Below are 12038 nucleotides of genomic sequence, written 5' to 3'. Positions count from 1 at the left end.
CGGTCCTGGCAGCCGGTCTCTAACGGGGGCCAAGCGCATCCATGAGGCCGACTTCGACGGCACGCTTGCGCACGATATCAGCCAGCGGCACCTCCGCGAACGGCATGGTGCGCAGCTTCAACTGCGCGTCGCAGACCTTCTTTCCCGCAGACGTGATCTTGGCCTTGGTCACCGCGTAACCGGATCCCTCATGCTCCAGAAACACCTCGATGTCGAGCACCGCATCGGGCTCGACGAAGGTGCGCATCTTGGCGCCATCGACAGACATCAGAAACGGCATGGCGGCAAAATTGCTCGCCGCCAGCACCAGAAATCCGCTCGCCTGCGCCATCGTCTCGATGAGGAGAACACCGGGCACCAGAGGCATGCCGGGAAAATGGCCTTCAAACACGGGGCTTTGCGAAGGCACGACCGAGCGCGCCTTCAGCGTTTTTGCATCAAGATCCACCGCTTCGACGCTGTCGATCATCTGAAAATATTCAAGAAGCATCAGGCTTTGCCGGCAAGGCGTTTCAGCCCTTGGCCGCCTTCAGCTCATCGATCTTGGCGCAGAGGTTCTTCAGGACAAAATATTCCTCGGTGGAAACCTTGCCTTCGTTGACTTCCTGCGTCCACTGCTCAAGCGGGATCTTGATGCCGAATTCCTTGTCGATCGCAAACACGATGTCGAGGAAGTCGAGGCTGTCGATGCCGAGATCGTCGATCGTGTGGCTTTCCGGCGTAATGGTCTCGCGGTCGATTTCGCTGGTTTCTGCGATGATATCGGCGACTTTATCGAAGGTAGCGGTCACGCTCATGTCCTCTGAATTCTGATTGTTAGGGTTCCACATAGGGAAAAGACGCTTCGATGCCAATGGGCTGCGAAGCGCAAGTTCAAATTTTGCACCCGAACTGTTGCCTAAACAGCATCTGGCGCTATGGCGCGGGCTTTGTTGAACGGCTGTGGGCCTACCGCTCAGGCAGCGCGGCCTTCCACCAGCGCAACCCGGATCACCTCGAGCACGCCTTCGGGGCGCACGCCCATCGTCACCTTCTGGCTCGGATAACCGTCCCAGGCGCCCGGCGGGAAACCGCGACCATCCGGCTTCTGGATGGTCTGGCCATCGGCAATACCGCCGCAGACCACACGGATCGCACCACTTCTCGTATCGAAGAGGTCCGGGCGCACCAGATAGACGCAGGCGCAGCTGTCATGCACCACCATGCCATCGCCGACCCGGGTCTTGTAGAAATCAATATAGAGCTGCGAGATATCCGAGAGCAGCTGAACCTCAGGGGCGCCGGAGGCCACCATGTCGGCCAGGAACCCGCTCGTCATCACCGTCTGCAGCGTGACATCGAGACCGACGACGACCACCGGCCAGGAGGCGGTAAAGACGATATCGGCAGCTTCCGGATCGCCATGGATATTGGCCTCAGCCGCCGGCGAGACATTGCCGTTCACATCAAACGCGCCGCCCATGATGACGACCTGTTTGACGAGGCCGGCAATCTCCGGATCTGCCTTCAGCGCCAGCGCCAGATTGGTCATGCGACCCACGGCAATCAGCGTGATTTCGCCGGGATGGGCGCGCACGGTATCGATGATGAACTGAAAGGCCGGGCGGGGATCCTTCACACGAGAGATCACGTCCGGCACCGGTACGTCACCGATGCCGTTATGGCCGTGGATGGCGGTTGGCCAGTAGGCCCCGCCGCGGGCGGGATCAAATGTCTGCCCTGCCCCTTCGGCAACCGGTGCCGGGATATCCCAGGCCTCGCCGAGATAAAGCGCGTTACGCGTAGTGATGTCGATCGGCGCATTGCCGAACACGGTGGTCACGCCGACAAGGTCGATCTCAGGGTGCTTGTGAAGAAAGAGAAGCGCCATCGCATCATCGATGCCCGGATCCGTGTCGAAAATCACCTTATGCATGCCGAAATATCCTGCCGGTTGGGAGGGCGGCACCATAACGCCGAATGGCCGTAGCGCAAGTCCGCCGATGTCCCAAAGCCACACTCTGCATTGCTTCAGACGGCAAAGACTGCCTGCCCGCTTGCGGCAAGGCCGCCGGAGTGCCAGAAGGCGGCATCCGCTCTTTCCCGCTGCCGTCGCCACGGCCGCCTTGCCCAGAGATTTTTCCGTGCACGACCTTGCTCCCCAGATCCTTGCGCTGCTGTTTCTGGCAGCGATCCTTGCCGGCTTCATCGATTCGATTGCCGGTGGCGGTGGCCTCATCACGGTTCCTTGCCTGCTGCTCGCCGGCGTGCCGCCGCTGGAAGCCATTGCCACCAATAAGGTGCAGGGGCCGTTCGGCACGGCATCGGCCACGATTGCCTATGCCCGGCGCGGCCACGTGAAGCTGAAAGAGCAGTTGCCAATGGCATTGATTGCCTTGGTGGCCGGCGGTGGCGGCGCGCTCATCGCCTCGCATGTGCCAGGACGTTATCTGGGGGCTGCCATTCCCTTCCTGCTGGTTGCCATCGCGCTATTTTTTGCGCTGAAGCCGAACCTCTCCGACCGCGACAGCACGCGGCGCATTACCCCCACCGTCTTTGCCGTGACAGCCGTGCCCTTCGTGGCGCTCTATGATGGCATTTTCGGCCCCGGCGCCGGCTCGTTCTACATGCTGGGCTTCGTGCTGCTAGCCGGCTTTGGCATGCTGAAGGCGACGGCGCACACAAAGCTCCTCAACCTCGGCTCGAACCTCGGCTCGCTGGCCGTCTTTGCGGTGAACGGCGCGATCCTCTGGAAGGTGGGACTGATCATGGGCGTTGGCCAGTTGATCGGCGCGCAGATCGGTTCAGGGCTTGCCATGCGCGGCGGCGCAAAGCTGATCAAGCCGCTTCTGGTGATTTCCTGCCTTGCCATGGCCACCAAACTTGTGGCCGACCCCACCCATCCGATCCGGATCTGGCTGGGGTTTTAGAGGCGCATCACTTCATCTTCAGCGGCAGGCCGGCGGCGATAAAAAACACCGCGTCGGCGACGGCTGCCAGCTGCTGGTGCAGGCGCCCGGCATGATCGCGAAAGGCGCGTGCCATACGATTTTCCGGCACGATGCCAAGGCCAACCTCGTTCGACACGAAGATGACCGGACCCGGCAGCGATGCCAGCGAAGCCACCATCCGGCGCATTTCGTCGTCCAGCGCGCGCTCGGCCATCATCAGGTTGGTGATCCAGAGTGTCAGGCAATCGACCAGCACGACCCTGTCGGGCGCGGCGATAGAGGCAAGCGCGGAGGAAAGCTCCAGCGGCACCTCATGCGTCACCCAGCCCTCGCCACGCTGTTGCCGGTGCTGCGCGATGCGCTGGCGCATTTCGTCGTCCCAAGCCTCGCCCGTGGCAATATAGTGTTTTTGCAGGCCGGCCTCATTCGCCAGGCCTTCGGCAAACCGGGACTTTCCCGAGCGGGCACCGCCCAGCACGAAGGTGATCTTGCCGGGATGCTGAATTGCCATGCCATGCGCCATAAACTGTCAGAAATTGAAAGGGACGGACCGGCCGTATCGCTTAAAACATCATGAAAGAGTGGCAAATTCGTAGATAAGGAGGTCGCCACCCCGGCTGATCATGTGCCTTATGCGAAAGCCTCGGCTGGAGGCCAAGCGCGTCCGGCTGCCCATGCACCCGTTGACCCGCCTGACCTTGATCCCGCTCTCCACCGGAGAGCACCGATTGGTCCGTCCAGTCCTGCTGCGCCGTCCCGGACGCAAGCAAGCCCCAGGTGAGAGATTGCGGCAGGACGCGCGGGGTGTCAACCGCCGCATACAGGATGCTTCAGATAACGATGGCAATGATACATTGAGGGAGAAGCGTGCCGCAAAACCAGCCTTAACGGCCATAAAGGCAGCGGCTCTGAACAGAGCCAGTACAGCAAGATACAAACTGGCTCCGGGACGCAAAACCTTTCCGGAGCCATGGGCTGTTCGCCTCGACAGACTGAATAGCCTCTCATTCGTTACCGACCGGTTATTAAGTGAGCGATTGTTCCAATTTTTTTCGCTTGGCCCCGATATTTTTTGAATGTGGGCAAGGGGCGCTAATGGGATACGATCTGTCAAACCTCAGACGTGACTTTTGCAAGCTTTTCGATCCCTCCACGGCTCTACCCGCCGATGAGGCAACATTAGCGGCAGGTCGATGGAAAAGTGGCGCCTTTTGATGCAGTTGCTGCCTTGTTTCGGGCGCGCGCCCGGCTTTCTCCGGATGCACCTTCTCCCACAGACGGTTGATTTTCAAAGCGGAACGCTTAGGCTCGATTTACTGTCATACGCACTACACAAAATCCGCACAAAGCGGAAAGGCAGCCGAGGGGCGCAAACATTGACAGAGACGGTCAGCAAGATCGGTGACCGGCATGGTAAACAAGAAGCACAACCGAGGGTAATTCAGCCACGCATATCCTTTGACATGTAACCATCAAAGACTGGGAGGTCTTAGACGATGAAAACACTTCTCGCTTCCACCGCGCTTGCGGCTGGTCTCTACGCCATGGCCGGTTCCGCCCAGGCGGCCGGATGCGGCGACGTCTCCATCGCCGAAATGAACTGGGCCTCTGCCGGCGTCGCAGCCCAGGTCGACAAGATCATCCTTGAAAAGGGATATGGCTGCACCGTGACGCTGGTGACCGGTGACACCATGCCGACCTTCACTTCCATGAACGAAAAGGGCCAACCGGACGTAGCGCCGGAGCTTTGGGTGAATGCCGTGCGCACGCCGCTCGATGCAGCCGTAACCGAAGGCCGGCTGATCATCGCCGCCGAAATTCTGGCCGATGGCGCGGTGGAAGGCTGGTGGATCCCGAAATTCCTCGCAGACGCCCATCCCGACATCAAGACCGTGCAGGATGCGCTGAAACATCCCGAACTGTTCCCTGCCCCGGAAGATTCCTCCAGAGGCGCTGTGTCCAATTGCCCTTCGGGCTGGAACTGCCAGGTCTCGACGGCCAATCTCTACCGGGCGCTGGGTGCCAAGGATAAGGGGTTCGATCTGGTCGACACCGGTTCGGCGGCAGGCCTTGACGGCTCTATTGCCAACGCCTTTGCCAAGAAGACCGGCTGGCTCGGGTATTACTGGGCACCGACCGCCATTCTCGGCAAATACGAGATGGCAAAACTGTCCTTCGGCGTGCCGCATGACAAGGCGGACTGGGATGCCTGCACGGCGGTTCCCGATTGTCCGAACCCCAAGGTCAACTCCTACCCCACCTCGCAGGCCTATACCGTCATTACCAAGCGTTTTTCCGAAAAGGCGGGCGTTGCGCTGGATTACGTGAAGGCACGCAAGTGGGGCAATGCGATGGTGAATTCGATCCTGGCCTGGCAGGATGCCAACCAGGGCACCAACGAGGATGCCGCGCGCTATTTCCTCAAAAACAACCCCGACGTCTGGACGCCGTGGGTGAACCCCGAGGCCGCGACAAAGGTAAAGGCTGCCCTTTGAGGCGGTCCCAGCTTGATGGCAAAGCTGTTCCTACCGCAACGTCATCCTCGGCCTTGTGCCGAGGATCTACCAAGACCCAATAAAATCAAAACGTTGTAGATGCTCGGGACAAGCCCGAGCATGACGGAAGCAAGTTCAAGGCCCTTTGTCAGCAGTCTGAGGCCGCCCTTGCGGCGACCCTTCCGGTAAAATTGACCTCCCATCCCCGACCTTCTCATGAGGAGGCCGGGACGGGAGCTGGGGTATGACAGGCGATACGACCGGCAAACGGCACGCCTTTAAAAATCGAAGGGGAAACGATGGCGACCTGTTCTGTGCTGCCGGACGCGCTTTGCAACTTTCCGGCCATCAGCGATCAGACGATCCGCATGGCCCGCAAGACGATCGATGACGGGTTCAAGGGGTTGGTGCGCGAATACGCAGACGTGATCGATGTGCTGGTGCAGCCGCTGCAATGGTTTCTCAACTATCTCGAGCGGCTGTTCACCACCTCGCCGTGGATCCTCGTGCTCGCCGTAATGGTGGCCATCGTTTATCTCGCCAGCCGCTCGAAGGCCATCACGCTTGGGACGGCGCTCGCCATGAGCGTCATCGGTCTTGTCGGGCTCTGGGAGGATACGATGGTAACGCTCGCCATCGTCACCGTCTCCACCCTCATCGCCATCCTCATCGGCCTGCCGATCGGCATCGTCATGGCGCGCTCGAACCGAGTGCAGGGTGTGGTCAATCCGGTGCTCGACGTGATGCAGACCATGCCGAGCTTCGTTTATCTCATTCCCGTCGTGGTGATCTTCGGCATCGGCAAGGTGCCGGGGCTGATTGCCGTGGTGATTTACGCCGTGCCGCCGATGATCCGGCTGACCAATCTCGGCATACGCCTGGTGGACCGTGACGTGCTGGAGGCGGCCGATGCCTTCGGCTCATCGCCCGGCCAGAAACTGTGGAACGTGCAGATCCCGCTGGCGCTTCCCACCATCATGGCCGGCATCAACCAGACCATCATGATGTCGCTTGCCATGGTTGTCGTCGCCTCGATGGTCGGCGTCGGCGGGCTCGGCAAGAACACGCTGCAGGCAATCAACAACCAGTTTTTTACCTTCGGTTTCCTCAACGGCTTTGCGCTTGTGGCCATCGCCATCATCTTCGACCGCGCAAGCCAGGCCTTTGGCAAGCGGCTGCAGAAACATTCGGAGGTGGTGCATGGCTAGTCACGGCATCGAGATCCGCGGGCTCTACAAGATTTTCGGGCCTGACGGCGCAGGCTATGTCGAGGCCGTGAAGGCCGGCATGACCAAGGCAGACCTGAACGAGAACCATGGCCATGTGCTGGGCCTGCAGGATATCAACATCTCCATGCCCGCCGGCGGCATTACCGTGGTGATGGGGCTTTCCGGCTCCGGCAAATCCACGCTCATCCGCCACATCAACCGTTTGATCGAGCCAACGGCGGGCGAAGTGATCTATGACGGCGCCGACATCTGCCGGATGACGGTCAGCCAGCTTCGCGAATTCCGCCGTCACAAGACCGCGATGGTGTTTCAGAAATTTGCCCTATTGCCGCACCGCACGGTGCTGGAAAACACCGTCTACGGCCTCGATATCCAGGGCATCCCGCGCACCGACAGCCTGAAAAAGGCACGGTACTGGATCGACCGCGTCGGGCTTTCCGGCTTCGAGAGCCATTATCCGAACCAGTTGTCCGGCGGCATGCAGCAGCGGGTGGGGCTTGCCCGGGCGCTCACCAACGATGCCGACATCCTCCTGATGGACGAAGCCTATTCGGCCCTTGATCCGCTCATCCGCGTCGACATGCAGGGCGTGTTGCTGGACCTGCAGGCGGAGTTGAAAAAGACCGTTGTCTTCATCACCCATGATCTCGACGAAGCCTTGAGGCTTGGAGACCGCATCGCCATCCTGCGCGACGGACAGGTGGTGCAACAGGGCACCGGGCAGGACATCGTGCTCAACCCCGCCGATCACTACATCGCCTCCTTCGTGCGCGAGGTCAATCGCGGCCGGATCATCCAGGCAAGAACTGTCATGACGCCGCTTGGTGATTTGGGGCTATCTTCAGAAAGCATCGCCGTGCCCGCTTCGATGACGCTGGAAACGGCAGCACGGCAGATGACGCTTGCCAATGTCACCCAAGCCCGTGTGGTCGATGACAGCGGGCTGCCCGTCGGCCGGCTGGATTTTTCCGCGCTCGTTTCCGCCATGGTCACGCCGACCCCGCATGAGGCAGCGGGGTGAGTTTTCGGGGATGGAAACCTAGCGTCCGGGGGCCGTTGAAAGAACATTAGACAGTCTGTATATGGCATCATCCGATGCATCGCAGACTGAGCAGGACATGTCCATGACCGAGATTTCCTCCATCGCAAACCGCGAGACGGTGGCTGACGCACTTGCCACCTTCTCGGCCGACAACCAGTCTTTCCTGCAGCTGGCGATGGAAAATCCGAAATGCGACGATGCCCTGCTCGACGGACTGCATCTTTATCTCAACCGTGCGTCAACCGCGCGGTTTCTGAACTCGCTGAAACTGCAGAAATGCGGGGAATGGATCGGCAATGCCGCACCCGCGCGCTTGCAGGTGCGGCTAACAGAAGCGTCCAAGTCCAGCCAGCATCCGGCCTTTGCGGCTTTCAGGCAAGGCCTTGTGCGCTCCGGCGGGCTGGAACGGGCCTATCCGCCGTCTCCCGTGTGAAGACGGCATCGGGGGGCCCGGCTTCCTTTTGAAGCTGCATCAGCCTCTCAGGCAAAGCACTCTTCGGTCATGCCGTGGACGCGCCGGAAGGCCGATTCGGCGCCAGCGATAACGCGCTCTTCCGCTTCAGGCGACAGGGAAATGCCGTCGAGTGCTGCGGTAAACGTGCGCCAATGCAGCCCGCGCCCGGTTGGTGAACCGGCCAGATGGCGGGCGCCAAATGTTTCGTCGAGGCCAAGCTTTGCGGCATATTTCAACAGGAAGGCGGCGCCGAGGTTGGAGCCTTCGATGACATAGAGCCAGCCCAGTGCCTCTGCCATATCAACCGGCTGTCCGGCGGCAAACACCGGCGGTTCTGTCGTCTGCGGAAGCTCGAGCCCGAGATCGGCGAGGTCCTGCGCGATCAGGCCGAGGCGGTTGCGACCGGCCAGATCCGGCAAAAGCGCATCGAGTTCCGGATTGGAAAACAGCGCGTCGAGATCCCGGTGGAACCGGTACTGCATGACAAGAAAACATCCGTAGCGCTGACGATCGGCGAAGGGGTCCGCGCGCATGATCCGCTGGTCCAGGCGCTCATGCGTCGAATGCGTTGCAGCCTTCAGCCGTTTCGTGCGGCTTTCTTCGGCATTCACCGGCCTCTCCAGAACTTCGGTTGCGCTCATCTTTGCTCGATCCTTCAATACTTGCCCCGCGGATCATCGTCGCCAATTGTAGCGTCCAGACCCCGAGTTCCCTGCCTGACGCACCTGATATCAGCTTGGATTTCGGGCGGCAATAAAGTTGAATTATTTTATCACCATTTAAATGCTGAAATTCGACGGGCGGGGAAATGCAAAAAAGGCCGGTCAGCGAGACCGGCCTTGTCGAACATGTCTGTATCGCTGCCTTAACGGGCGGCGCGTTCCACGCTACGGCCAGCGTCCTGCGTCGCATTCACGGTGTTTGCAGTATCCCGCCCCATGCCACGGATCGTATTGCCGCAGGACGAGAGGGACATCGTGGTGGCGAGCAGTGCGGCAATGACGGTGATGGTCTTGGCGGTCATGTGAAAGTCTCCGATGGGAATGAACAGGATCGTGTCCGGAAAGTGAGTTTCCGCCTCTGGAACGTATGAGACGCGAAAAGGTTCACTGCCTTCCACTGCTCTTTTTGTGTCCTGCCGTTTTTGCCTTGGGGACGGACAAACCCCGCGAGAAGAAGGACTTCCCCTTAACGTTTTTTTCTGCGCAACTGCGCAACTATCTGCGGCACGGGGAAAAGACTGCAGAGAACAGGGCGGGGATGCAGGACAGGCGCGACGCAAACGTGGTGGTGATGACGGCTGGCGGGCTCAATCCGCAGGTTATGGTCAATGTTCTGGCACGATCGTTTCCGGGACTGCAGGTCCTGCAGGAGGAGAGCGAGAGCAAGCGCGAGATTTTCCGCCGCCGGGCAAGGCGGCTCGGCCGGCTGACGGCCGTCGGGCAGCTTGCAACCATGGCCCTGTCGCGGTTCGGCAAGCAGATTGCCATGCGGCGAACCGAGGAAATCCTGGAGGAATACCGGCTCTGGGCAGGCGCCGATGCCTCGATCAAGACCACACATGTGTCTTCGCTCAACAGCCGTGAGGCGCAGGCGGAAATCCTGCGCATGAAGCCGGATGTGGTGTTTCTCATTTCATGCCGTGCCCTGTCGCGCGGCACCCTTGCTGCCATCTCCTGCCCCATCATCAACTTCCATGCCGGCATCAATCCCACCTATCGCGGGCAAATGGGCGGATACTGGGCGTTGGTGGAACGGGACAAGTCGAATTTCGGAGCGACAGTGCATCTGGTCGATGCCGGCCTCGATACAGGCGACACGCTCTACGAAGTGCGCCCGACGCCATCGCCGCGGGACACGATCTCCACCTATCCGCTGCTGTTGACGGCCGCCGGCACGCAGATGTCCATCCGCGCCATCGAGGATGCCCTGCGCGGCGATTTGCAGCCGCGCCGGCCGGTCGGGCGATCGGTCCTGCGTTACCCGCCGCCGATCTGGACCTATCTTTACCACGGACTGACACGCGGCATCTGGTAAACCCTGCCCTTCGCACGCTGCGCATCATCTGCGGCAGCCGGGAACAGGTTCGCGCAGGATTGATCTTCTAATAAAGGGATCAGTGGAATGCCGATCCACCAAAAAAGTCCTGCCTGTTCATGAAGAAAGAGAGGCGGGAGGCAGAAAGCCAGCATAATGCACTATGATTGGACAGGCGTCGAACAGCGCCGCCGCATGGTCCTGCGGTCCAGCTTTGCCATCTTTTCCGTCCTGGTCGTGGCCATACTGACCGTGTTGGGACTGATGTAACGATGGCGGATACCGCCTGATGACCGAATGGCGGGCGGCAGACGGCCGTTCAGGCGTTTCCGGCCGACCCGATCCGGATCCGCTCAAAGCCGTCTATCGCCCCGTCAGCGCAATTTCCGGGGACCGGCACATCCTGCCCTTCAGGCGGCGGCACGCTGCATTTCGCTATAGGCTTCGCGAATGCTTTCGGCGACGGCCTTGCCCGGCACCGACAGGTTCGGCGCGGTCACGAGCCGAATGTCAAACGTGATCAGTTCCGGCAATCCCTCCCGCAGTCCAAGCACCGTCATGTCTTCCGTGATGTAGGAGCGCGGGAAAGGTGCGATGGCAAGATCGGAGACAACGGCGGCACGCTGCGCCATCGTGTTGGCGCTGAGATAGGCGATACGATAGGGCCGCTTCATCGCTTCAAGCCGGCTGATCGCCTCCTGACGCCAGATGCAGCCATCCTCCCAGATCGAAATCGGCAAGGGATCGCGCAGATGCGCCGTGCCGCATTTTGCACCGGCCCAGACCAGGTTTTCGCGATAAACCACCTCGCCCTCCGTCGGAAACGGTTTGGTCGCGCAGTTGATCAGCGCCAGATCCAGCCGCTGCTCCTCCATGCGCCGGCGCAGGTGCAAACTCATGTCCACGGTGACATCAACCATGATGCCGGGAAAGGTCGCGCCGAAATCCTTCAGGATCGCCGGCAAAAGACGTTCGGCAATGTCATCGGCAGCACCCAGCCGCACCACGCCGGATAGTTCCGGCATGACGAAACGCGACACCGCTTCGTTCGACAATGCGATCATGCGGCGTGCATAAGACAGCAGCATCTCTCCATGCTGGGTGAGGCTGACGGAGCGGGCATCGCGCAAGAACAGCGTTGTGCGCAACTGCTCTTCCAGTTTCTTGATCTGCATGGATACGGCAGACGGCGTGCGCAGCACGGCTTCTGCCGCCGTCGAAAAATTCCCCGTTTCGGCAATGGCCACAAAGGTGCGCAGCACGTCATTGTCGAGCAGCGGCAGCGAAGGGCGAAAGGGTGCGTTCATCGATCCATCTTTCAATTTAACTGAACTTAAGCACCATATCATTTCGTTTGATTGATCGTCAACCATGCCGCATCTTTGCAACATCAGACGGCATGAAATCACAGAAATCGATCAGTGATATAAATTTCATTCGTTTGATTGATCGATAAACCCGGCGCATGGCTATCAGCGGCGACCGGGCAGTCGCAGACCCGAAGGAGAATGACAATGACCATGATACTCGACCACCGCACGCACCCGTCACAGAGGCGCTGGCGCCTTCCATCCCTCCCCCTCTCATCGCTCTGGGCGATGATCGCGCCACACGTTTCGGCCTGGCAGGCAGCACGCACCCGGCGCCAGACGGAACGCCTGCTGGAATCGCTGCCCTTCGATGCCCGCAAGGACATCGGCTGGCCCACAAGCGACGCCGCGGCGACGGAGCGCCGCTGAATGCAAATTTGCGACATTCACCGAAACCCGCGTTCGAAGAGCACCGGACGCGGGTTTTACATTTCGGCTTTGGAAGGGCGGTAAATAGCCCAAATTTGCGCCAGTTGGCCCC

Annotated in this window: 14 protein-coding genes; 7 read left to right on the top strand and 7 right to left on the bottom strand. The window is 60.3% G+C overall.

Going from position 1 to position 12038, the window contains the following annotated elements; translation table 11 throughout:
- Positions 1-19: 19 nt before the first annotated feature.
- The 3 genes from AC4CWF_RS08020 to AC4CWF_RS08010 all read right to left on the bottom strand — a co-directional run bounded on the left by AC4CWF_RS08020 (position 20) and on the right by AC4CWF_RS08010 (position 1915).
- Positions 20-490: a 3-hydroxyacyl-ACP dehydratase FabZ family protein gene (locus AC4CWF_RS08020; RefSeq protein WP_491284713.1), complete on the bottom strand. Its 471-nt coding sequence runs from the start codon at positions 488-490 to the stop codon at positions 20-22.
- A 22-nt stretch (positions 491-512) separates the two neighbouring features.
- Positions 513-797, bottom strand: coding sequence for an acyl carrier protein (locus AC4CWF_RS08015; RefSeq protein ID WP_210104799.1), 285 nt, complete (start codon positions 795-797; stop codon positions 513-515).
- Between the two features lie 158 nt (positions 798-955).
- Positions 956-1915: a nucleoside hydrolase gene (locus tag AC4CWF_RS08010; RefSeq protein WP_491284712.1), complete on the bottom strand. Its 960-nt coding sequence runs from the start codon at positions 1913-1915 to the stop codon at positions 956-958.
- A gap of 208 nt (positions 1916-2123) precedes the next feature.
- Between AC4CWF_RS08010 and AC4CWF_RS08005 the strand changes: the two genes are divergently transcribed.
- On the top strand, positions 2124-2909 hold the full coding sequence (locus AC4CWF_RS08005) for a TSUP family transporter (RefSeq protein WP_491284710.1): 786 nt from the start codon (positions 2124-2126) through the stop codon (positions 2907-2909).
- Positions 2910-2916: 7 nt separating this feature from the next.
- Here AC4CWF_RS08005 and cobU read toward each other — a convergent pair whose 3' ends face one another.
- Positions 2917-3441, bottom strand: coding sequence for a bifunctional adenosylcobinamide kinase/adenosylcobinamide-phosphate guanylyltransferase (cobU, locus tag AC4CWF_RS08000; RefSeq protein ID WP_491284709.1), 525 nt, complete (start codon positions 3439-3441; stop codon positions 2917-2919).
- Positions 3442-4426: 985 nt separating this feature from the next.
- On the opposite strand from cobU, the gene AC4CWF_RS07995 reads away from it, so the two are divergent.
- The 4 genes from AC4CWF_RS07995 (at position 4427) to AC4CWF_RS07980 (ending at position 8129) form a co-directional block, all read left to right on the top strand.
- Positions 4427-5425 carry an ABC transporter substrate-binding protein gene (locus AC4CWF_RS07995; RefSeq protein ID WP_491284708.1) on the top strand — a complete coding sequence of 333 codons (999 nt, stop codon included), beginning with the start codon at positions 4427-4429 and terminating at the stop codon, positions 5423-5425.
- Positions 5426-5724: 299 nt separating this feature from the next.
- Complete coding sequence (locus tag AC4CWF_RS07990; protein ID WP_491284706.1) at positions 5725-6633, top strand: ABC transporter permease; 909 nt, start codon at positions 5725-5727, stop codon at positions 6631-6633.
- The gene (locus tag AC4CWF_RS07985; protein WP_491284704.1) at positions 6626-7675 is read left to right on the top strand and encodes a quaternary amine ABC transporter ATP-binding protein; all 1050 of its coding nucleotides are present in this window, start codon (positions 6626-6628) and stop codon (positions 7673-7675) included. Before AC4CWF_RS07990 ends, AC4CWF_RS07985 begins: the two co-directional genes overlap by 8 nt.
- A 103-nt stretch (positions 7676-7778) precedes the next feature.
- Positions 7779-8129: a hypothetical protein gene (locus AC4CWF_RS07980; protein ID WP_491284702.1), complete on the top strand. Its 351-nt coding sequence runs from the start codon at positions 7779-7781 to the stop codon at positions 8127-8129.
- Between the two features lie 47 nt (positions 8130-8176).
- On the opposite strand, the gene AC4CWF_RS07975 is transcribed toward AC4CWF_RS07980, so the two are convergent.
- Both AC4CWF_RS07975 and AC4CWF_RS07970 read right to left on the bottom strand, forming a co-directional pair.
- A complete protein-coding gene (locus tag AC4CWF_RS07975) occupies positions 8177-8791 on the bottom strand; it encodes a biliverdin-producing heme oxygenase (RefSeq protein WP_491284700.1) in 615 nt (204 codons plus the stop codon).
- Between the two features lie 224 nt (positions 8792-9015).
- The gene (locus AC4CWF_RS07970; RefSeq protein WP_491284698.1) at positions 9016-9174 is read right to left on the bottom strand and encodes an entericidin domain-containing protein; all 159 of its coding nucleotides are present in this window, start codon (positions 9172-9174) and stop codon (positions 9016-9018) included.
- A gap of 236 nt (positions 9175-9410) precedes the next feature.
- On the opposite strand from AC4CWF_RS07970, the gene AC4CWF_RS07965 reads away from it, so the two are divergent.
- Positions 9411-10187 (top strand): formyl transferase, encoded by a 777-nt coding sequence (locus AC4CWF_RS07965; RefSeq protein WP_491284696.1) that lies wholly within the window; start codon positions 9411-9413, stop codon positions 10185-10187.
- A gap of 410 nt (positions 10188-10597) precedes the next feature.
- On the opposite strand, the gene AC4CWF_RS07960 is transcribed toward AC4CWF_RS07965, so the two are convergent.
- The gene (locus AC4CWF_RS07960; protein WP_491285285.1) at positions 10598-11536 is read right to left on the bottom strand and encodes a LysR family transcriptional regulator; all 939 of its coding nucleotides are present in this window, start codon (positions 11534-11536) and stop codon (positions 10598-10600) included.
- A 165-nt stretch (positions 11537-11701) separates the two neighbouring features.
- On the opposite strand from AC4CWF_RS07960, the gene AC4CWF_RS07955 reads away from it, so the two are divergent.
- Positions 11702-11926 carry a hypothetical protein gene (locus AC4CWF_RS07955; RefSeq protein ID WP_491284694.1) on the top strand — a complete coding sequence of 75 codons (225 nt, stop codon included), beginning with the start codon at positions 11702-11704 and terminating at the stop codon, positions 11924-11926.
- Positions 11927-12038 lie beyond the last annotated feature (112 nt).

Source organism: Neorhizobium sp. PAMB6630 (assembly GCF_058242775.1).
This window is presented reverse-complemented; position numbering and strand designations above follow the sequence as displayed.